Source organism: Xanthomonas sp. 10-10 (assembly GCF_040182365.1).
In the GTDB taxonomy this organism is placed as follows: domain Bacteria; phylum Pseudomonadota; class Gammaproteobacteria; order Xanthomonadales; family Xanthomonadaceae; genus Xanthomonas; species Xanthomonas arboricola_F.
The window spans coordinates 4,819,344-4,841,194 of sequence record NZ_CP144460.1; the positions used below are offsets into that span (position 1 = coordinate 4,819,344).

At 64.6% G+C, this 21,851-nt stretch carries 18 protein-coding genes; 2 read left to right on the plus strand and 16 right to left on the minus strand.

The annotated features are described in order from the left end of the window. Positions 1–180 precede the first annotated feature (180 nt). Positions 181–1,062, plus strand: a complete 882-nt coding sequence (locus VZ068_RS20365; protein WP_259167351.1) for a LysR family transcriptional regulator — start codon at positions 181–183, stop codon at positions 1,060–1,062. 68 nt (positions 1,063–1,130) lie between these two features. Here VZ068_RS20365 and tagH read toward each other — a convergent pair whose 3' ends face one another. From tagH to VZ068_RS20430, 13 genes are all read right to left on the minus strand, one after another. Next, positions 1,131–2,435 (minus strand): type VI secretion system-associated FHA domain protein TagH, encoded by a 1,305-nt coding sequence (gene tagH / locus VZ068_RS20370; RefSeq protein ID WP_349656323.1) that lies wholly within the window; start codon positions 2,433–2,435, stop codon positions 1,131–1,133. Positions 2,436–2,757: 322 nt separating this feature from the next. Next, on the minus strand, positions 2,758–3,306 hold the full coding sequence (locus tag VZ068_RS20375) for a hypothetical protein (protein ID WP_349656324.1): 549 nt from the start codon (positions 3,304–3,306) through the stop codon (positions 2,758–2,760). Continuing rightward, positions 3,303–5,267: a type VI secretion system tip protein TssI/VgrG gene (gene tssI, locus VZ068_RS20380; RefSeq protein WP_349656325.1), complete on the minus strand. Its 1,965-nt coding sequence runs from the start codon at positions 5,265–5,267 to the stop codon at positions 3,303–3,305. The genes VZ068_RS20375 and tssI overlap by 4 nt, the downstream gene beginning before the upstream one ends. Before the next feature lie 139 nt (positions 5,268–5,406). After that, positions 5,407–6,693 (minus strand): tetratricopeptide repeat protein, encoded by a 1,287-nt coding sequence (locus VZ068_RS20385; protein WP_349657768.1) that lies wholly within the window; start codon positions 6,691–6,693, stop codon positions 5,407–5,409. A 382-nt stretch (positions 6,694–7,075) separates the two neighbouring features. Then, positions 7,076–7,321: a PAAR domain-containing protein gene (locus tag VZ068_RS20390; RefSeq protein ID WP_259158431.1), complete on the minus strand. Its 246-nt coding sequence runs from the start codon at positions 7,319–7,321 to the stop codon at positions 7,076–7,078. Positions 7,322–7,433: 112 nt separating this feature from the next. Then, the gene (locus tag VZ068_RS20395; protein ID WP_349656326.1) at positions 7,434–9,947 is read right to left on the minus strand and encodes a serine/threonine-protein kinase; all 2,514 of its coding nucleotides are present in this window, start codon (positions 9,945–9,947) and stop codon (positions 7,434–7,436) included. Further along, complete coding sequence (ecfK, locus tag VZ068_RS20400) at positions 9,926–10,465, minus strand: ECF-type sigma factor EcfK (protein ID WP_349656327.1); 540 nt, start codon at positions 10,463–10,465, stop codon at positions 9,926–9,928. The genes VZ068_RS20395 and ecfK overlap by 22 nt, the downstream gene beginning before the upstream one ends. Before the next feature lie 228 nt (positions 10,466–10,693). Beyond that, on the minus strand, positions 10,694–11,116 hold the full coding sequence (locus VZ068_RS20405) for a DUF2147 domain-containing protein (RefSeq protein WP_349656328.1): 423 nt from the start codon (positions 11,114–11,116) through the stop codon (positions 10,694–10,696). A gap of 322 nt (positions 11,117–11,438) precedes the next feature. Then, positions 11,439–12,242 carry a ThuA domain-containing protein gene (locus tag VZ068_RS20410; RefSeq protein WP_349656329.1) on the minus strand — a complete coding sequence of 268 codons (804 nt, stop codon included), beginning with the start codon at positions 12,240–12,242 and terminating at the stop codon, positions 11,439–11,441. Positions 12,243–12,708: 466 nt separating this feature from the next. After that, the gene (locus VZ068_RS20415; RefSeq protein ID WP_349656330.1) at positions 12,709–13,443 is read right to left on the minus strand and encodes a hypothetical protein; all 735 of its coding nucleotides are present in this window, start codon (positions 13,441–13,443) and stop codon (positions 12,709–12,711) included. A 70-nt stretch (positions 13,444–13,513) separates the two neighbouring features. Beyond that, positions 13,514–14,173: a CPBP family intramembrane glutamic endopeptidase gene (locus VZ068_RS20420; RefSeq protein WP_349656331.1), complete on the minus strand. Its 660-nt coding sequence runs from the start codon at positions 14,171–14,173 to the stop codon at positions 13,514–13,516. Positions 14,174–14,226: 53 nt separating this feature from the next. After that, the gene (locus VZ068_RS20425) at positions 14,227–14,616 is read right to left on the minus strand and encodes a DUF4124 domain-containing protein (protein WP_349656332.1); all 390 of its coding nucleotides are present in this window, start codon (positions 14,614–14,616) and stop codon (positions 14,227–14,229) included. 452 nt (positions 14,617–15,068) lie between these two features. Next, positions 15,069–15,824, minus strand: a complete 756-nt coding sequence (locus VZ068_RS20430) for a hypothetical protein (protein WP_349656333.1) — start codon at positions 15,822–15,824, stop codon at positions 15,069–15,071. A 470-nt stretch (positions 15,825–16,294) separates the two neighbouring features. Here VZ068_RS20430 and VZ068_RS20435 point away from each other — a divergent pair, with 470 nt between their 5' ends. Next, positions 16,295–16,549 (plus strand): hypothetical protein, encoded by a 255-nt coding sequence (locus VZ068_RS20435; protein WP_349656334.1) that lies wholly within the window; start codon positions 16,295–16,297, stop codon positions 16,547–16,549. Positions 16,550–16,953: 404 nt separating this feature from the next. Here VZ068_RS20435 and VZ068_RS20440 read toward each other — a convergent pair whose 3' ends face one another. The 3 genes from VZ068_RS20440 to tssH all read right to left on the minus strand — a co-directional run bounded on the left by VZ068_RS20440 (position 16,954) and on the right by tssH (position 21,805). After that, the gene (locus VZ068_RS20440) at positions 16,954–17,955 is read right to left on the minus strand and encodes a LirA/MavJ family T4SS effector (RefSeq protein ID WP_349656335.1); all 1,002 of its coding nucleotides are present in this window, start codon (positions 17,953–17,955) and stop codon (positions 16,954–16,956) included. A gap of 92 nt (positions 17,956–18,047) precedes the next feature. Next, positions 18,048–18,965: a hypothetical protein gene (locus VZ068_RS20445; protein WP_349656336.1), complete on the minus strand. Its 918-nt coding sequence runs from the start codon at positions 18,963–18,965 to the stop codon at positions 18,048–18,050. Positions 18,966–19,036: 71 nt separating this feature from the next. Next, the gene (gene tssH, locus VZ068_RS20450; RefSeq protein ID WP_349656337.1) at positions 19,037–21,805 is read right to left on the minus strand and encodes a type VI secretion system ATPase TssH; all 2,769 of its coding nucleotides are present in this window, start codon (positions 21,803–21,805) and stop codon (positions 19,037–19,039) included. Positions 21,806–21,851: the final 46 nt, after the last annotated feature.

Below are 21,851 nucleotides of genomic sequence, written 5' to 3' on the forward strand. Positions count from 1 at the left end.
GCGGCCGGGTTGCATGGGCGGCCGCACTCCGGGACAGCAATGGGTGCAGGCATTGCGGCGATGGCAGGCTGCGGTGTCGCGCTGGATTGGCAATCTACGGGCGCCGCCGCTGTACGACAATCTGATATAAATCGAACAAGTCGTACGGAAATCCGAACAATGCCCAATCGCCTGGCAGACATGGATGCATTCGTGCGCGTGGCGCGGGCAGGCGGTTTCCGGGAAGCGGCCAAAAGCGCGGGCCAGAGTGCGTCCAACTTCAGCGATGCGATCAAGCGCATGGAGTCCTGGCTCGGCGTGCGGCTGTTCAACCGCACCACGCGCAGCGTCGTGCTGACCGATGCAGGCAAGGCACTGCTGGCCCGCATCGAGCCCGCATTGATCGAACTCGATGGCGCCAAGGAAGTCATGAGCGCGTTCCGCGACACGCCGACAGGAACACTGCGGTTGAACGTGCCGGTCAGCGCGGCCTGTCTGGTGCTGCCACGGATCCTGCCGCCGTTCCTGGCGGCCTATCCGGATATCACCGTGGAGATCCTGACCGAAGAGAGTTTCGTCGACGTCATCGCCGCAGGCTGCGACGCCGGCATCCGCTACGGCGAGCGGCTGCAGCAGGACATGGTGGCCATCCCGATCGGCCCACGTGTGCAGCGCAGCGCAACGGCGGCCGCGCCCGGCTACCTGGATCGGCGCGGCCGGCCGACGCATCCCCGGGAGCTGGTCGGCCACGACTGCATCCGTGGCCGCTTTCCAAGCGGCGTGATCGCCGAATGGGAATTCGAGCGCAACGGCGAAGTGGTCACCATCGTTCCGCGCGGGCAACTGCTGGTGGAGATCGGCGGGGGAATCGAGCTCGCCATTCAATCGGCGGTGGCCGGAAGCGGGATCGTCCACCTGTTCGAGCAATGGCTTCAGCCGCACCTGGATGCGGGCGCGCTCGAACCGGTGCTGCGTCCCTGGTGGCAGCCGTTCCAGGGGCCGTACCTGTACTACCCCAACCGCAACCTCACGCCACCGGCGCTGCGGGCCTTCATCGAATTCGTCAAGCAGTTGCCGGACTGAGCGTGCGCGATGCACGGCTGCCCGGCGTGTCGCACCCTTGGCTGCATCGCCCACTGCATGCGCTGGAGTCAGCGCGCGGCGGGCTGCCGCCGTGCCGACTTCAGGCGCGCCAGCTGGGCTTCGTAGGCGCGGGCGAACTCGTCGCCGAACAGGCGGCGGAAGCAGTCGTCCGGATCGCCGCGCAGTTGTTCGAAGTTGTCGCGGTAACGCTCCCAGTAACGGCCCTTGCCGCCGAAGCTCAGGCGCTTGCCGCCGGCGTCGGCCTCCTGTTCCAGACGGTCGGGGCTGAAGTGGAACAGCATCGCGTCGAAGGCGGCGCGCATGCCCGCCAGCATCGCCATCTGGTGGCAGCGGATGTCGTCGAAGGCGTCCTCGAAGGCAGGCACACCGGACAGAAATGAAGCGCTTGGCGGGGCCAGCAGTTTCTGCAGCGCGTCTTCGGCGGTGGCGGCGAACTTGAGCGGGTTGTTCTCCGAGCGCTGTATCACCGTCACCGGCAAGCGAAAGGTGTTCTTGATCTCGGCGCGTGCGCGCAGCACGTCCATGACGCCATCCACCACGATGGTGAAGATGCGCTCCAGCTCCGGTGGCACGGCCAGCGTCGATGCCGGCGCGCTGCCTGATCTCTGCAAGGCCAACGCTGCCACGGGTGGCGCAGGGACCGTCGACGCGGGCGGCGCAAAGTCGCCCATCGTCAGGTCCCAGTTCTCCGGTAGCGTGGCGCGCGCCTCACCGTTGCCAGGCGGACGGAAGTGATCGTGACTGGCGTTGCTGTGATTCCATGCGCTGGACCCCACGCTCGGTGCTGGAGCCGGTAACGGGTCGAGCAGCCGCAATGGATCGAGCTCGCGTGGCGTGCTGCCGAGCAGCAGGCCTTCCAACGGGTCGTCGGTGACAGGATGCGCAGCAAGCGGCGCACCGAAGTCCAGCAGGTCGAACGCGTGCGCAGGCGTGGCGGTGCGCATCGGCGATGGCGGTGGCGCGACCTGGGTGCGGTCGTCCATGGCGTCCGGCAGCGGATCCAACGCAGCTGCGAGGTCCGGCGCGGCGCCCGGGGAGTGCACCTGCACCTGGATTTCAAAACTGTCCAGTTGCAGGCGATCGCCATCGCTCAACGCGCAAGGATCGGCACGCGTGAGCGCCACGCCGTTGAGCGACATGCCATTGGTGCTGCGGTCTTCGATGAAGTACATGCCATTGAGGAAGCGCACCACCGCATGCGTGCGCGAGACGCCTGGCGCCGCCAGCACCCAATCGCTTTCATCGGAACGGCCAATGCTTCCACCACTGCCGGCAAAGCGCTTTTGCGCGCTGGCCCCGAATTGCGCGGCATGCACGCCGCCGACGGTGAGAATCAACTGCGAACTGGACACGACACGGACTCCTGCAAACGATGGTGGGCGTCAGACAGCGATGCGCTGCAATTCAAAATCCCTTGCTGGACGCCACACACCGCACCGCGCACCCGGCACGGCCCGGCGACAACCCGACGGCTGGCAGAGGACGGCTGCGCCGCGGCGACTGCAGCGCCGCTTCGATGGCGAACACGGCAATGCACCCTGCAGACCGTTGATGTCAGGCCGACGCACGGCGCACGGGGCCAGGCCCTGGATGCGAGCGGCACATCCCGACTCCACGCCAGGCATGCCAACCTGTCCGCTAGGTGGGTTTGAGCCTGCTTCCCATGCCTGGTCATCACTGCACCTGCGCATTGGCCAGCAACTCCAGCGCGTGTGCGGCATACCCCGTGCGGCGCGTCTGCAGCTGCGCCGGCTCACGCGCGGCAAGCAAGGTGATTGCGGCGGCCACCGCGCGTGCGGTCAGGTGCTCGGGCGGTGGCACCGGCGTGGCCTGCTGCGGTGGCGCCAGGCTGCCGCCGGACCAGGCCACTGCCGCCGCCAACCAGGCGCCCAACGAGACGTAACCGCCTGCATGCGCAAACGCCTGCGCGGCACGGCGGTGCGCTTCGCTGGGATCGCGCACCCACTTCTCGGCCAGCGCGGCGCCGACGCGGTCTTCCTCGTCCAGCGTTTCGCCGCGCACGCATTGGCACAGCCAGGCCACCGCATAGCGCTTGGGCAGCAGGCGCGCGAGCAGCTTGATCGCATCCTCGCCATGCCCCTGCGCCAGCAACGCACGCACCGCTGCCTGCGGCGCCATCGTCGCGCCCAGCTGCGCACGTGCAGCCGCGGACACCTGCATGTCCGCACACGCCTGCGCCAGCGAGAGATCGGGCGCGCTCATCCGATCATGATCAGGCCGCCGCCAACCTGCACCAGCGCATCGGCCTTGATGTTCACCAGCGGGCCCTTGACCGTGGCAGACGCGCCGGCTTCGGCGCTGAGCATGCCGCCCGAAGACAGCTTGAGCGTACCGTCGCCCACCACTTCGGTCGCCGGCGAGGTGGCCTGCAGCTGTGCATCGGCAATCAACTTGATCGCCAGCGAGGTGGTCTTGGCTTCGGAGGTCGCATCGACCAGGATCTTGATGCCGCTGAGCACGATGTCGCCGTTGCGCTTCATCAGCAGGCGCGAACTGCCGGTGACCAGCTCGATCTCTTCGCCGGCCTTGAGCAACAGCTTCTTGCCCACATCCACGCTGTCGTTGTTCTCGATGCGGGCACTGCGATCGTGCCTGACCGTGAGGACCTGGTCGTTGGTCACGGTGGCGGTGTGGTCGTTCAGCACCTCTTCGCGCAGATCGCGTTGCGCGCGCAGATAGACTTCTTCGTGGCCGGCCTTGTCGTCGAAGCGCAGCTCGTTGAAGTCCGCGCTGCCGCCGAGCAGGCTGCGGCTACGCATACCGCTCTGGGTCTTGTTGTCCGGCAAGGCGAACGGCACTGCATGATCGGCGTTGTAGACGCTGCCTACGATCAACGGGCGGTCCGGATCGCCTTCCAGGAAGCTCACCACCACTTCCTGCCCGACCCGCGGCAGGCTCATCGCGCCCCAGCCCTTGCCCGCCCACATCGAGGCCACGCGCACCCAGCAGGACGGTGCACCGTGTGGGCGCGCGGATGTGGCCCAGTGAAAGGTCACCTGCACACGGCCATGCGCATCCACCACGATGTCTTCGTCGGTATCGCCGGTCACCACCGCGGTCTGCAGGCCGGCGATGCTGGGGGTGGGCGTGCGCCGCAGACTACGGAACGGCAGCCGGCTTTCCATCACCTGCACGGTGCTGGAAAACGGCGCTTCGTCGCCATGCTCCGGCGCGGCCAGCGTGGTCTGTGCCGACAACACCAGATATTGCTGGTTGACCGGAGCGCATGGATGCCCGCGCAGGGTGAACAGCGCACCGACCATCAGGCCGCAGGCATTGGTGGTTGCGTGGTGGCTGGCACGCTGCACGTTGAGCGCCTCGGTACGCACTTGCGCGTAGCGGCTGCCGTCGGCTTGCAGTGCATGCGGACCCGGATAATCGAATGCGTTCAGCGCGTCCACCTGATGCAGCTCGTCCCCGCTGGCGTCGGCCTCTGCTGCCAGTGAGGCACGCGGCTGCTGTGGGTCGTAGTCGGCGAGCGCGTGACGGGTGGGATGCAGCGCGCGGGCGCTGCGCCACTGGCTCACCACCGAGCGCAGGATGCGCCGCTGTTGCATTTCAGGCGGCACGTACGGCAGGGTGTCCACTCCGTTGCGTACCGCATGCGCGCCAAGCGCGTCGCAGAGCACCAGCGTGTGCGCGTTGCGCGCATGCGTGAAGTAGTAATAGATGCCTTCCTGCTCCAGCAGCCGGCTGATGAAGCTGAAGTCGTCTTCGCGGTATTGCACGCAATACACCCGCTTGGGGTATTGCGCGCTCAGCTGCTGCTGGATGTCGCTGTAGCCGCTCTCGCCCAGCACGCTGGTGACGATCTCCGGAACGCTCAGGTCCTGATAGATGCGGCAATCGCGGCGCTGGGTCAGCAACCATGGCCGCGGGACCACATGCAGCTCGAGCACGGTGTAGGAAAGCGCGTCGATCACGGTGAAGCCGGCCTGTGCGCAGGTTGCCACGATGCCGTGGTACCAGCGCTGCGTGCCGTTGTCGTCGGCCAGCTCCACGGCGACCGGTGTGGCCAGCAGCGCGCGCAGGTTGGGCTGTGCGTCCGTGCACAAGGCGTCGATGCGGAACTCGAACAGCTGCCCCAGCGCTTCGCTGGCCTGCATGCGGTGCAGCAGCAGGCGCTCGCCAAGGTCGGAGTGCAGCGTGATGGTGCGCGGCATCGAAGCATCCACAGGTGAGTGAGCAACGCACGACGCGCTGACCGGCAGCCCCGGAGTGACGGCCTGCAAGGACCACCGCATGCCATTGCTGCCGGGGTCATGCTCACACGCGTGCGGCCGGCAAAGCCGACATTTCGTCTCAGGGCTGTACAGCTGTGCGTGCGGTCACGACCCAGCCATGCACCGGCTGTCCGCGCTCGCTGCGCAGCACATCCAGCGCGATGGCAATCGGCTGCAGGCCGGCGCTGTGCAGCGCGGCCAGCACATGCGCATGGCTATGCCGGTAGCGGCCGCTGGCATCCAGTTCCACCGCATCGGCGGCGGTCTCCAGGGCTTCGACGGTAAAGCCCAGCACGCCGCCCGGCCGCAGCGCTGCGGCTGCGGCGGCAAGCACCGGGTGCAGCGCACCGAAGTACACCAGCGTGTCTGCCGAGGCGATGACGTCCCAGTGCGTCGGCCGGCCTTGCAGGTAGGCGGTGAGTTCGGCAACTTCCAGCATGTCGTAGCCGCCGCGCTGCCGTGCCTTGGCCACCATGCCCGGCGACAGGTCCACCCCGACCAACTGCTGCGCATACGGGCGCAGCAACGCTGCGCACAGCCCGGTACCGCAGCCTGCATCCAGGATGCCGAGCGCAGCCTGCGGCGCGGGCAGACACGCGGCCAGCGCCTCGCTCAGCCGCTGCGGCGCGCGGTAGTCCAGGTTGTGCAGCAATTGCTCGTCGAAGCTGTCGGCGAAGCCGTCGAACAGCTCGCGCACATAGGTGTCGCCTGCACGCGGCGGCGGTGCGGCGCCACCGCAGGCTGCCAGCATGTGCGTGGCCACGGCATTGCCCGGGTCGCGCGCCAGCCATGCACGGTAGACCGCCTGCGCCTGGATGTGTTCGCCCAGCAAGTACAGACCGGTGCCCAGGGCCTCGCGCGCATGCAGGTGCTCCGGCGCCACGCTGCAGGCCTGCTGCAGGCATTCCACCGATTGCTGCAGGTGCTCGGCGGCTTGCGCGTTGTTGCGCAGGAACAAGCCGAGCAGGTAGTGCCCGTGCGCCGATTGGGGATAGGTGTGCAGCAACGCAGCGTAGGTCAGGAAGGCTTCCTCCGGGCGGCGCTGCGCTTCGAGCACGGCGGCCAGATTGGCCAGCGCATCGGCATGCGCCGGTTCCAGCGCAAGCGCACGGCGATAACACTGTTCGGCATCGCCCAGCCGGCCGCATTCGCGATGCACGTTGCCCAGGTTGTTGCAGGCATCCGGCTGCGCAGGCGCCAGCCGCAAGGCCTGGCTGATGGCCTCCACCGCCGCTGCGCTCTTGCCTTGCTGATGCAGCAACACGCCCTGGTAATGCAACGCCTGCGCATGGCCGGGCTGCACGTTCAGCAGTTGGGCATACGCCTGCGCGGCCTGGTCGAGCTTGCCGGCGCGATGGGCCTGCATCGCGCTGTGCAGCACGGCGTCCAGGTCGGTGTGTGTGTGGGCGATCGCGTGGCGGGCAGGCTGCATGCGGCATCTCCTTGGTGGCTAGGACGCAGGCGATGCGTCGAATGACGGCGGATCGGGCAACGCTGGCGTGCCGTTGCTGGCGATGCATCTGCGCGTGGACACTGCGGTCGCAACGCTCAGCTGTTTTTCGTAGCGTTTTTAACTCTTCTGAAGACGCGCAGAGGCCGATCATGACGACCGCTCGGTTGCATGCGCACGCAACCGGTCGCTGCGATGGCGCCGCTGCGGATGCAGCGACGATCGCCGACGTCTCGCGCGCCGCGGCGCCATGTGTCAACCATGCAAGCCCAGCGCACTGCGCACCCCGGCCAGGCCATCAGCCGATCAACACCGTAAAGCAGCCCAGGCTGATCACCCCGCCATGCGCGGTGCTGTCGCCCAGACGGGCCGCCGGTTGGCCGCTGATGATCACGGTCGGCGCGCCCACCACGATGCTGTCCGGCGGGCCCACGCACACCGCCGAATCGCCGATGCGCGCGGCCGGCAGGCCACCGATCAACACCGTCGGTGCGCCAGGCCCGATGATCGGCCCGCCCACATGCGGCACCACCCCGGTGACCATCGGGCAGACATGCAGATCGGTCAGGCGTGCGGCAGGTTGCACGGGGGGCGCTCCGGCGCTGGCGGTACGGGCACTATCCCGCCGCGTGACGCCGCTGACCCGGCAATTCGTCTCAGCGCCGCGCCACCGACGTTGTCGTCTCTACGCTGGATGCGGCTGGCTCCGCCAGCGCCAGGGTCTGCCGTGCCGCACGCAACGGCTCTTGGGCATCGCCAAAGATGCCGGTGAGCACCTGCACCGCCTGCTGCGCATGCGCGCGCGCGGCGGCGGTCTGGCCGAGCGTGCGCTCGGCCTCGGACATGCCGCGCAGGATCTCGGCGGTCTGCGGATGCGCGCGGCCCAGCACGCGCAAGCTGGTGGCCAATGCGGCACGCTGTTCGGCCAGCGATGCCGCAGCCTGCCCGGCATCCAGCAGCCAGAACGCGTGATTGCTGCGCATGGTGATGGTGGTGGGTGCGTCCTCGCCGAGCGCGGCGCGCGCGCGCTCGAACGCGGCACGATAGTGCGGGCCGGCCTCGGCCAGCTTGCCCTGCTGACGCAGCGCGCCGGCTAGGTTGCCTTCCACCATCAGGGTATCCATGGCGTTGTCGCCATAGAGCTTGCGGGTGATCTGCAGCAGCGGCGCAAGTTCGGCCTGGGCGCCGGCAAAATCGCGTTGCATCAACAGATACACCGACAGGCTGTTGCGCATCGACAGCACCAGCGGATGCTCGGCCCCGTGCAGGGCGATGCGCTCGCGCAGAAGGCTGCGCTGCAAGGCGATGGCCGGGAGCAGCTGGCCGACGTCGGCCAGCAGGGCGGCATAGACGGTGCCCGCATTGATGCGCTGATCCGCGCTGGTCGCGGGGTTGGCCAGCGCCGCCACATAGGCGCGCCGGCTCTCGGTCATCGCCTCGCCCATGCGGCCCTGCTCGCGCAGCGTCCAGCCCAGCCAGGCGCGCATTTCATTGCCGATGGCCTGATGTTGCAGATCGCCGCGCTCGGCCTGCGCAATGCCCCGACGCAGCACCTGCGCCGCTTCGTCGCGCTGGCCTGCACCGCGCAGTGCCTGGCCGAGCATGGAAGCCGTCTTCAACGCCGGTTCGCTGCCCGCGCCCATGCTCTGCTGTGCCAGTGCATGGGCGGTGCGCAGATGCTGCACCGCCTGCGGAAAATCGGCCAGCGCGATCAAGGTACCGCCCAATGTCTTTTCCACATCGGTGCGCGCATCGGGCTGGCTGGCCAGTTCGTGCGCGGCGCGCTGCGAGGCCTGCTCCAGCACACGCAGCATCAGGGTCTTGTCCAGATCCCTGGCGATCGCCGGGTCCACGCTGGACAGCACCGAGGTCATGAAATCGCCGGTGACGCGCGCACGTTGCGCATCGCGTGCGGCCTGCTGCAGCGACCACAGCGTGGCGCCCAGGCCGGCGACCACGGCCATCGCCACCAACCCACCGGCCAGCACGCCACTGCGATGGCGCTGGGTGAACTTGCGCAGCCGCAATAGCCGGCCAGCGCGCAGCGCCCGCGGCGGGTAGCCATCGAGCCAGCGGTGCAGGTCGTCCAGCAGCGCCGACACCGAGGCGTAGCGCGCCACCGGCTCCGGCGCCAGGGCGCGCAACACGATCGCATCGAGGCCATCGCGCAGTTGCTGCTGCAGACGCGCATGGGTGGTCGCGCGCGCCGCGCAGATGCGCGCCTGCGCCTGCGCCGGCACCGATGCCACGCGCTGCGATGGCGGCTGCGGCAGCCCGTCGCGTCCGGCCACCGGTACCAGCCCGCAGCTCAGTTCATAGAACATCGCCCCCAGTGCGTAAATGTCGCTGCGCGCGTCCACCTGCTGCACGCCGCGCGCCTGCTCCGGGCTCATGTAGCCGGGCGTGCCGCGCCCGTGCGCCGAGGTCACGCCGGGGTTGGCGGCATCGACGGCGATGCCGAAGTCGATCACCCCCGGCATCGGCCGCCCATCGATCTCGCTGACCAGCACGTTGCTGGGCTTGAGGTCGCGATGGATCACGCCTTTCTGATGCGCGTGCTGCACCGCCTCGCTCACCCGCAGCATCAGCAACACGCGCGCATGCAACGACAACCGCTGCGCATCGCACCACCAGGTGATCGGCTCGCCGCGCAGGTACTCCATCACCAGGTAGGGCCGGCCCTGGGCGTCGGTGCCCACATCGTGGATCTGCGCGATGGCCGGGTGCACCATCTGCGCGAGCAGCCGGCATTCGAACTCGAACAACGCACGGCCCTGCACATCCAGCGCATCGGCGGCCACCAGCTTGATCGCCACTTCGCGCTCGTAGGCACCGTCGGCGCGATGGCCCAGATACACTTGGCCCATACCGCCGGCACCGATCAGGCGGTCGATCGCCCATGCACCAAAACGCGTACCGGCCGGCAGTTCCGGCAAGGGCGCGCGCAATGCGGCGGCGGCCTGTTTCAGCGGCGCACGCACGCGCAGCGTGGCCTGCGATTCCACCGCCAGCATCGCCAGCAATTCATCGCGCAACACCGCATCGTCACCGGCCTGCGCACGCGCAAAGGCCTCGCGCTCGTGCGCTGGCAGCTGACAGGCCTGATGGAACAGCGCTTCCAGCCGCTGCCAGGCAGTGGCCGCCACGCTCACAGCTGCGCCGCCAGCCACACCCGCGCAAAACGCAAATCGCGTTCCAGCGTGGGCACCGACACCTCCAGCTGCTCGGCCGCCTCGGCCACGCTGAAGCCCACCAGCTCGGTCAACGCAAAGGCACGGGCCTTGCGCGCATCCACCCGCGCCAGCTTGTCGAAGGCATCGGCCACCACCATCAGCGCCTCCGGCCGCGCCGCGCCGTCGGACAGGCTGATCGTCAAGGTCACTGCCTGCCCGAGCCGCTTGGCGCTGGCCTGCTGCCGCGCCAGGTCCACCAGCAGGTGGCGCATCTGCAACGCCGCCACCGCATAGAAGTGCGTCCGCGAACGGAACGCCTGCTGGCCTAGCTGCAGCCGCATCCACGCCTCGTGCACCAGCTCGGTCGCCTGCAGCCCGGCGCGCGCATCGCGACGCAGCTCGCGCATTGCGGTGGCGCGCAGCACCTCGTAGACCTGCCGCGCCAACGCATCGCCCGCCCCGGGCGCGTCCTGCTGCCAGGCCTGCAACAACTCGGTGATCGGCAGCTCGGACATCGGGGCCCATCTCGCCTGCGTGGGAGCGCAGTATCCCGCATTGGCGGCTGGGTGGATCGTTCAATCCGTAACGGTTTAGCTCGCCCGGGGCGAAGGCTGGGCAATCCGCCCGCCCGGCGCGGAGCGGCCAGCAGGTGGCGCACATCGCTGCGGTGGAAACCGGCAGCGGCTAGGCACCGGCCATGTGCATTCGCGGTTGCGCAGTCGCCATTTGGGGTCAGGCGACCATCAAGGTGCGCGCTGCCAGGTCGGACCCTGACAGATAAAGGCCACGCAGCCTTCCACCTTCAGGGAGCCGTCCACCTCACGCTTGATCTTGGCGGCATAGGTCTTGCCGGACTCGGGGTTGTAGATCTTGCCTTTCCAAAGATTCCCTGCGTCCACCAGCTCGCTGAGGATCACTGTTCCTTCCATGGGGGTGTGGCGCTTGGCCGGATCCGGATTGAGCGCATCGGTTGTCCGGCTACCGGGCTTGGCCCGCAATACCTTGACGATGGTGCCGCATAACGACGCACCGCACGGCTGGATATCGACCAGTGCCTGCTGGTTATCGGTGAACCACTTTCCAGTGATCGGTTCGGCAGCGAATGCGGTTGCGCTGGAAGCGACGAGTGCAAGTGCGAGATAGCTTGTGACAGCGATCGGGTTCATCGGAGTTTCCAACCATCGATAGGGGGAGTGACTTGCGGATTGCCGATTGATGCAACGGCGCAGCCCGCACGGCCGCGTCGCTGGATTCAATGGCAAGCGGATGCTATCGATGCACTGTTGGAAGATGATTGGCTGCCTGCAGCCCAGCAAGGCTTCTCAAGATGTGGGACTTCCGGGAGGCGTGAGGTGCCCTGGATGCCCAGCCATCCAACGACGCCTGCGTGGCTTTGTCGGAAACCTGCAATGTCCGCTCCCCTGAGAGAGCTCACCCCGGTGCGGGTCGCAATGATTGCAGCGCACGCGTCTGGCGTGCCTGACGCGCTCAACAGTCGGGCACGTGCCCGGCCGCATAGCGCAGCCCCTGCTGCAGTTGGCCCAGAAAATCCGCATTCGCATACACCGCCGCATCATGGCCCAGCCCGGTGTACCAAGCCCGGCCGCCGTCGAAGGCATGGCACCAGGCAATGGGATGGTCCGCGCCCATCGTACCGCCGGCATAGAGGCGCTCGTCTACCGTGGCCACCACCTGCACCTGGCCGCGCGGATTGTGCCGGTAGTTGTAGATCTCGTCGGTGATCGGCCAGGCATCGCCCACCGAATGCCCATCACGCTGGCGCTGCACGCGGGTGGACTGCAGCCCCGGCGGATGTTTCTTGAACCATGCCCCGACCAATCGCCCATACCAAGGCCACTGGTAGCCGGTATCGGCGGCCGAATGTACACCCAGGAATCCACCGCCCTGCCGAATGAACCCCTCGAAAGCCTGCTGTTGCGCCGGCGCCAGAATTTCGCCCGTCGTGCTGGCGAACGCCACCACGCGGTAACGCGCAAGGTTGTCGGCAGTGAAGACGTCCGCGTCCTCGCTGTGGTCGGCCACCATGCCCTGCGCTTGCGCGAGTTGCCGCAGCGTCTCCACCGCCGTTGGAATCGACTCGTGGCGGAACCCGGCCGTCTTGGTGAAGATCAGCACCCGCTCCGGAGCGGACCCGGCAGTGGCGGTGAGGGAGGCGAGCATGCAGATCAGGGCGAGCAGGAGTCTGTGCATGCGTGCATTGTTGCGCGATATCGGTTCCAACGCGCGTCTTCGCTGTTGCCTGCGCTGATCGCATGCGAGGCTGATGACCAAAGTGACCGACCGCGCGCTCCTTTCATCCTCACCGCTTGAGGTTTCGCAGGTGCCGCGCTGTGTGTTGCCATCCGCGCGCAACCCCGCGATGAGGTCTCGAATCTGGATCCGTACAGGCCTTCACTGTCGTGGCGCAAGCCGAGACGGGCATCGAGGCCTGCGACTTTTGTGTTGAAGTTGCCGTCACCTGCGCACCGCCTGCATTGCAGCCGTTGTGTCCCGTGCGCAGATTACTGACGCGACCCGGCACACGAAGCGTTCGAAGTCGCTCGTGAGCGCTCTTGGCTAGCTGCGCGTGTTTGTCCGGCGCGATGGACAGCAACACCCGGGGAATGACATGACAGACAGGGGGCCTACGCAATTTGCCACGCGGTGTCGAGGCGGCGCCTACCTACTGAAACCGCCCATCGGCGCGACCCCGTCTGCCCGCGCTAACCTGCGCGCAGCAAGGCAGGCCATCTCACGCTTAGCGCTTGGCCGCCTCGCACAGCTTGCGATTGAACCAGGTGGACCGGGCGATGGGCAGGTAGGCGTCCCAGTCGCTGGGCGGAAGCATCGTGCTGTGTTGATCCAGCTCCGCCTGGAACGAGGCCTCGTCGCGACTGCGACCAGCCATGGTGCCGTCCAGCGCCGCCAGGCACTCCTGCGGGCGATTCAGGCGCAGCAGGGTGAGGGCGCGGTCGTTGGAGAAACGGTCGCGATCGAGCCAGGTGAAAAACTCGCCGCACTCGCCCGCAAATGCCTGCATGCCGGTAAGTGCTTCGGCATAGCGCTTGCCGCGATAGTCCCGCAGATACGCCTCACGTCGTCGGCTGCTAGCAGCGGACGTGCAGCCGGCCGGCAACTGCAGGTAGTCGCCTTCGAAGCTGGCGCGCATGCCGCAGTAATCGCGGCAGCTATCCTGGGTGAGTGCGGCAATGCTGAAGCCACCCGCCACTGGCTTGAACGACAGCTTGCAAGGCGCGTCGCTGGCATCGCTCACCTCGGCCTTGTCGCCCTGCAGCGTGCCCTCCAGCGAACAGCTGTGGCCGTTGGCACCCACGGCGAGAATCTCGAAGTGGCGCGCACCACCCTTGTCGCTGACCTGCAGGCTGCCCCAGCCTTGCTTGGTGCCGTATTGGCCGGGCGTCGGACCAGCCGCCACCGCGCCGAATGCCGCCAACCACAGCAGTATCCCGCTCCATCCATATCGCCGTGCCATCGCCGCGTCCTGTGTTCGACCAAGCGGCAAGTGTGCGGCATGGCGGCGACGCCAGGCCAGGCCAGGCCAGTCAGGTATAGACCATCAAGCCCAGCAGATCCAGCGCGCCATGCGCCAGGATCGCCGGCCACAACCGCCCGCGTCGGGCCACCCACCAACCCAGGATCAACCCGATCATCAGGATGCTGATGGCGCCGATCGGACCCTGATACAGGTGATACGAGGTGCGGATCGCCACGCTTACATTCACCGCGAACGCCCGCCCATGCCGCGGCTCCAGGGCGCGGATCACGTAACCGCATACGAATACTTCTTCGAAGATCGGATTGATCAGCGAGATGGTCAGCACAGCCGTGATCGATAGCCGCCCGACGACCATCGCATCGAATGGATTCGTGTTGCTCCCCGAGCTCCAGTTCAACAGCGTCAGTGGATAGGTGACCAACAGGCACACCGCCAGCAAGCCGAGCCCCGCCGCCAAGTCGCGCCGCTGCCACTGCAGCCCCAGCGACTGCGGCCTCCATCCACGGAACCACAGCATTGGCAACAAGATCGCCAGAACGAGCAGTTCGTAGAACACCATGCCCCACAGGCTCGCGTCGGAGAAGACCGGCTCGACGGCATCGCGCGCGACTGCCGAAACGCTGGACCAGATCGAAAGCCCAAACGCAATCGTCACCACGAGCAACAACTCGCCCCATCTGGCAGACGCTCCTTCACGTTGTTGCATCGATCTTCCTTGGCATGCCTTGATTGCAGATACTCAAATTGAAACGCCCCTGTCTAGCGGCAAGCCTGCACGACCGCTCGCTCGACAGCCTGCATGAAATCCGGATCGCGACGCATCGTAGTATCGGCGCGTGCGCTATCGCGCACATGGGTAGCGCGCGTACACGCCTCCGGACTCGGCTGGCGCTCGTAACTGATCAGGCGTAACCCCAGGTTTGATTCCTGGCCTGCAGCAGACGCCGTGTTCGTGTCTGCCTGCGCCGCCGCAGCCGTTGCTGTCGGGGTCGCTGCGGGTTGCTTGTTCCAACGCTTCTGCTCGGCGCCGTCGGCGCACGGCGTGGACTGGTAAACGGTCCCCAGCTTTGCATCGCTGCACTTGTAGGCCGACTGCGCCGCTGCCGGCAACGCCAGCATGTACATCACTATCGCAAGACTTCTTTTCATTATCCCCCTCCTAAACGGCATAGCTTACCGATAGCAGGGAGCGAAGCGTTGTCTCTTGGAGCACGCGTTCTGTTCTTAGGTGGCGAAGATGGGTAAAGCGCACCTGGCGTCTTGTTACCGACCGGCTTGCATCGCCACAAAACCGGCACATTGCCGATGGCAGCGCCAAGCGGACGCATAGCGCTCGCTGACCAATGTCGCATGTACTTTTTTTTTGCGGCGGAGACAAATCCAGACGGCGATGGAAGCGCAGACGAATTGCATTGACCGCCGACGCGCAAGCACAGCGGCCGTTGACGCATCTTTTTGCGGGCATTAAGCGGCTCGTCGGCACCGCAAGTCGCCGTTGTCGACCGATAGGTTAACCTGGCCCCGTTACTCCGGCTTTGTGATACCAGGTTAATTACTTCGTACTTTCGTTCTTTCCGGCCCATTGCTGACAAATGTGGTTTTCAGAACGTCACAATGATTGGACAGTGGTCTGATATGTCGTCGAGCGGGTTGATGCTTTTAGAAAAGTTAGCCACTGCGGGAGCAATATTAAGCACCTCGACATTGGTCGCAACATTATTTCCGGAGACTGCATAATCGTACGTCTTAGAAACTCCAACCTTAGCGTTATGCGTGTCCCCATTAAAAGAAACATTGAAAGAATTAAGATCGGAACCACTCTCTTGCATGGCGAGGATGAGAGCAGCAGGCTCACAATTCAGATCTCCCATTAACACAAAGGAGCCGTTGTGCAGCTGATGCAGTGCTTCGGCTACCCACCCAACTAAAAAGGCTGCCTTCCCGCTAGCATTGGCATGGTAAACATATAAATTTACCCCGTTCAAAGCCCCCAGAAACGCAACATGACGCTTGCTTTGCTTCGTGAATTCACCGCCGCCTTTTTTCCAGGGCGAAGTCCCGAAAACGTCCCTGAAGCTTGGAGGATTAAAGCGCATTAATACACTTTCATCCAGTTCATCATCGATGGCTGCGTAGCCGAGCTGAGCCTTGGTCCCCTTTGCGCTACGCTTGGCAGTGACTACCTGCTTATTGATGGTCACGCCTCCAAGCTCAAGGTCGCTTGTAACTTCACATAAGACAGCAAATTCGGCATTGTGCAAATGAAACGCCTCGGCGACAACTTGCTCCATTATTTTTTGCTTGCTGCCTGGCGTGCCCGTGCCAAGCCGCTGAACATTCCAAAATAGGATTCTCATTCAATGCACCCTGTGAAAAAAAGCGACTGATAGCAACGCCACCATCTCCTAGCACTGACATTAATCATCGCAGCCCTCCTATCCGAATGAGTGTCATCTCTGGCAACAAATAGTTCTCCAAGATCACATCGATCATTCGTCTATCCGCTTCACTACCGCGGCGCACCGACTCACAGCCAGCTCCATCAGCGCATCGTCATACTCGAAAGGATGCTGTAACACTTCTAGACCCACGTCTTGATCCCGTTCAACGGGAGACGAACGGTGTCAGGAGACGAGCAGTATCAGGTTGACTTCTAAGAGTGCACCTGAGCCCCTTCTTTCGGGAGACAATCGACAAGTAAATTGATCGTGCTCGGACGAATATTTAAGGCTTTTCAGTTTTGTCCAGCCGAGCCATTCTGACGACGTCCGTGATCGTGCCGGTCGCCTTTGGGACCTCCGCGCACTTCCGGTTTGGTTAGGCTGTCATGATTTCCTTGGTGGTCGCGGCCAGTCAGGGCCTTGCGCGCCGTCGCTTTTTCCCGTCCCTCCGCGGCAAGCGCGGACTTCTGGACAACCACGCTCTGCTGCGCGACCACCGTTGCACCGACGCATTTGCGGTGGCGCTGGTCCGATGGATTCACCGGCTTCGTTACCAATCCCAAGGCAGTCTTTTTGCAGACGCTACATACCAAGTCAACCATAAATCACCTCGTATTTCGTGGTTAGATTCTAGAATTTAATGAAATAGCGGGGTCGCACCGGAGACACAAATGTTAGTCAAACCATTGACGTTCACGGCATTCAGCTCCTGAACCCACAGGTCGCACATCAAGTCCACAAAGCAGCACTTATTCATGCGACCTAATTAATTCCACCCGCTTTGTAAAGGTCGGTAAGGCGAGCGGATGGTTGCATTGGCTCGTTCCTCGTAAATCACGTTCGCGGACAAAGCTAACCTGACCCCGTTACCCTCTAAAGCGCAGGGAAACCTTAGACTCTGACCCCTTTGTCTCGGGTCACCATCGGGCAGGTATGCAGGTCGGTCAGGCGTGCGGCGGGTTGCATCGGCACTCCTGTCCAACCATGCCTTCGGCGGATCGGCCGCCACGTGGCAGCCATGCGGGAAAATCACGCCCATCGCCCTTCAAAGCGCCTTTTCCTGTGAGCCCACGTAGAACTTGTCGCGCCCGGTCATGACTCTGTTCGCGTCAAGGAAGTCGTTGATTTCCTTCTCGATGCCTTCGGTGAGCGGCGTGACCGGCAACTTCCTCAGCCGTTCGATCTCGGCCTTGCTGTCGGACACGCTCATCAGCAGGAACCCCGGGGTGACGGCCAGGCCGTAGGCCAGCTTGGCGGCGAGCAGGAACTTGGTCTGCAACGAATAGCCATTGGTCGCGACTTGGCGCGAGATCATGAACCCGGTGAGCAACGGCCAGCGGGTCTTCGCCGCGTCGTCCGGCTTGCCAAGGTAGAGATTGAGCTTTTCCGGACGGCGGAAGTCGTTCACGTCGGAAGGATCCGTACGGTCGAATACCTTCAGCCAGACAGGCCCAGAGCGCTGGAACAGCTCCCCCGTGGTCTTGTCGCCATTTCCGCGACACGCCAGCTCGAGCGCCCCGGCTTTCTTGGAGATGCAGTACCACTGGATGCGGTGCGTGTATTCGCCATGATCGCCACCCACGTAGTCTACCGCCAGATGGCGCCCCCTAATGTTTTCGGCGAAGTCGGAATCGGTCAGGTTTCCGAAAAACTGCATCGGATGTAGCTTGCTATCCACGTTCTCTATGTCGGCAAACTTCTCCTGCAATTCGTTCTCCGCCAGTACCGACTGCAAGAGGAACGCGGAGTGCCCGCTCGCCGAATCGCTGAGCCAGGACTGCGCAACCACCCCCTTCTGGATCTTTGTCAGCTTCTTGCCGCTGCGCCGCTCGTACAGCGCAACCATCTCGGCTTCGAGGGTGTCGAGCGCTTCCTTGAAGAGCTCTTCGGCATAGAGGAACAGCGCGACCTTCTTCAGGTCCTTGATAAACCAGAAACTACTGCGCGCGACAGTTTTCCCCGTTTCCGGCTCTTCGTACTTCAGTCTCAGCTTGGCATAGGCCGCCTTGAAGTCGGCGTCGATTTCTTTCTCTGTTGGCTTTCCCATGGCATCAGCTCCAATCTAGTCCACGTATCCAGGCACAGCCCGTGCGCACCGCCTTGCCGCCGGCGAATGTCCTCGCCGGAAGCAGCATCGCCTCAGTATTGATATCCGCCGTAGGACGGCGGCGAATCCGCCTGCGTAGTGCCAACGATCTTGTGCCCGCTCCGATAGGCCCACAAATCCAGCCTTGACGACTGCTCCCCGTTTACTTTCCCATTCTCGTCGCACCAGCAGATCACCACCGAAGCATAGGAATTGCGGATCTTCTCGAACTCGCCATAGATCCTCCTCGCCCGCCGCTTGGCCTCGTGGTAGTCGTCGTACTCCAGGGTCACGTATTCCCTGCCCTTGGTATCGGTCCAGCCCTCAGAGTCCTGCGTCCGTTTAGGATTACCCATGTGCCGGTCCATGCAATTGGACTTAAAGTTCTTCAACTCCATGCCCTTGCTTACGAAGATGGTGAAAGTCGCGCCATGCAGCGATTTCTTGCCGTTGATCCGCTCCTTCAATGCATCCAAATGTCCCGCGTCGCCAGCCTTGGCGTTGATGTCCCGCTGCAAAGTTTCTGCCTGAGTGGGGGTCATGCGCAGCAATCCCAATCCCTTGTTGTTGACTAGTAGGTACTTACCCTGGCTCTGTGAGAACTTCGATCCACCCACATCCACTATCAGAACGCCGCAGCTGGACTCGCGTCCGCACTTGCCTACGAATTCGCCCCACATCCGCCCTTCTGCACTGCTGTAGTTGATATTTTTCGTAGTCATCAGCTCATGGTGATGTTCTTCCAGCTGCTGCTTGCTGATAACCGGGGCTCCCTGCGGCACGTCGATGTCCACCGAGACCTCGATGTCCTTGCTGGCCAGGCTCCCAGCATTCGGGCTGCCGTCGTAGGCGAACCAGGCACATCCCTGCATCCCCTTCCATGGTTTGAAGGGTGGATTGCCACGCAAGTAGTTCGCGTAGATACGTTCCGCCACCGCCTGAGTCACCATCGCCCTGACTGTCGTCGCCATCACGTTCCTCGTCGTGCATTTCCCGGGTCACCGACGCCTTGGGCGTCGGAGGGCTTCGTATCCACGCCAGCTCACTGGAGTTCGTAGTTGAACTGCCGGTCGGCCGCGCGTACGGCCACCTTGGCCAGCGGCACGCCCCTCACCATCCTGTTCAAGAACTGCCGGCTCACCTCTGGCAACATCGAATTCGTCAAAATCGCATCAATCATCCGCCCCCCCGACTCGCTCTCGGTACACCGGCTCACCACCAGCTCCACCACCGAGTCGTCGTACTCGAACGGAATCCTGTAGCGCTCCTCGATGCGCTTCTTGATGCGGTTCAACTGCAACCGCACGATTTGGCCGAGCATGTCGTTGCTCAGCGGGTAGTAAGGAATCGCCACCAACCGCCCGAGCAATGCCGGCGGAAACACCTTCAACAACGGCTCGCGAATGGCCTTGGCCATGCCTTCGGGATCCGGCATCAGTTCCGGGTCTTTGCACAGGCTGGCAATGAGGTCGGTGCCGGCGTTGCTGGTGAGGATGATCAAGGTGTTGCGGAAGTCGATGCGGCGGCCTTCGCCGTCTTCCATCCAGCCCTTGTCGAAGACCTGGAAGAACAGTTCGTGCACGTCGGGGTGGGCTTTTTCCACTTCGTCCAGCAGCACCACCGAGTAGGGCTTGCGTCGTACTGCTTCAGTGAGCACGCCGCCTTCGCCGTAGCCGACGTAGCCCGGCGGTGCGCCCTTGAGCGAGGAGACGGTGTGGGCCTCCTGGTATTCGCTCATGTTGATGGTGATCAGGTTCTGTTCGCCGCCGTACAAGGTTTCGGCCAGTGCGAGCGCGGTTTCGGTCTTGCCCACGCCGGAGGTGCCGGCGAGCAGGAACACGCCGATCGGTTTGTCCGGGTTGTCCAGGCCGGCGCGGCTGGTCTGGATGCGCTTGGCGATCATCTCCATGGCGTGGTCCTGGCCGATCACGCGCTTGGCCAGCAGTTCGGGCAGGCGCAGCACGGTGTCGATCTCGTTGCGCGCCATGCGCCCAACCGGGATGCCGGTCCAGTCGGCGACCACGGCGGCCACCGCCTGGTAGTCGACCGTTGGCAAGATCAAGGGCGATTCGCCCTGGAGTGCGCCCAGCTCCGCCTGTACCAGTTGCAGGCGTGCGAGCAGCGTGTCGCGGTCCACCCGCACCGGTGCGTCGAGCACGGCGGTGTCGCCAGACGCTGCCTGCGCGGCATCTGCATCGGCATCGGTGTCAGCCTCGGCCTCCGCTTCCAACGCACTGCCGGTGCCTTCCACCGGCGCATTGCCGCTACGCAGTTGTGCACGCAGCGACAGCAGCTCATCGACCAATGCTTTCTCGCCAACCCAGCGCTGCTCAAGATCACGCAGGCGGCCGTGTTCGGTTTCCAGCAAGGCTGCACACGCGGCAGCACGCTTCTCCACCACGATGCCAATCGCACGCTCGCGCTCGATGATGGCGTGCTCGGTGTCCAGCGCTTCGATGCGGCGGCGGCTGTCGTCCACTTCCGCAGGTGTAGCGTGCAGGCTGACCGCGACGCGGGCGCAGGCGGTATCGAGCAGGCTCACGGATTTGTCCGGTAGCTGGCGCGCAGGGATATAGCGGTGGCTGAGCTTGACTGCCGCTTCCAGCGCCTCGTCCAGGATCTGCACACTGTGGTGTTGCTCCATCATCGAGGCGACGCCGCGCATCATGCGCACCGCCTTGGCCTCGTCCGGCTCATCCACCTGCACGGCCTGGAAGCGCCGGGTCAGTGCAGGATCTTTCTCGATGTACTTCTTGTATTCGGCAAACGTTGTCGCGCCCACCGTGCGCAAAGTGCCGCGCGCCAACGCGGGCTTGAGCAGGTTGGCGGCATCGCCGGTGCCGGCTGCGCCACCGGCGCCGACCAGGGTATGCGTTTCATCGACGAACAAAATGATCGGCTTGGGGCTGGCCTGCACTTCGTCGATGACCGCGCGCAGGCGCTGCTCGAACTCGCCCTTCATGCTGGCGCCGGCCTGCAGCAGGCCCACATCGAGCGTACGCAGTTGCACGTCCTTCAATGCGGGTGGCACATCGCCGCGTGCGATGCGCTGTGCGAACCCTTCCACCACTGCAGTCTTGCCCACGCCGGCCTCGCCGACCAGGATCGGGTTGTTCTGGCGGCGGCGCATCAGGATGTCGACCACCTGGCGGATCTCGTCGTCACGGCCGATGATCGGGTCGAGTTTGCCCTCGCGCGCCTGCGCGGTGAGGTCGGTGGTGAATTTCTTCAGCGCTTCCTGCTTGCCCATCGCAGCCGGGGCGATGGCGCCGCTGGCCTCGCCCGGTGCCGCCGCCTGGCCCAGCGAGAAGCCATCGCTGGGCAGCAAGCCGTCTTCCGGCGAGCCGGCGACGATCTCGGCGAAGTGCTCGTCCAAGACAGCAGGCTTGAGCTTGTCGAACTCCTTGGAGATCGCCAGCAATGCATTACGCAAGCCACGCACGCTGAGGATGCCGATCACCAGATAGCCGGTGCGCACCTGCGCCTGCCCAAAGCTGAGCGAGGCATACACCCAAGCGCGTTCCACCGCTTCTTCGACATTGGCAGACAGGTCGGTGACGGCGGTGGAGCCGCGCGGCAAGCTGTCGAGTGCGGCGGTGACATCGCGGGCCAGCGCGGACGGGTTGAGCTGGAAGTGTTTGACGATGCGGTGCACGTCCGAGTCCTGCAGCTGCAGCAGCTGATGCAGCCAGTGCACCAGCTCCACGTACGGGTTGCCGCGCAGCTTGCAGAACACGGTGGCGCTCTCGATGCCGCGATACGCCAGCGGGTTGAGCTTGCCGAACAGGGCACTGCGGGAGATCTCGGCCATGGTGCGTCCTTCGAAGTCGGTACGTTGCGTGTGAGTGTGAGTGGCA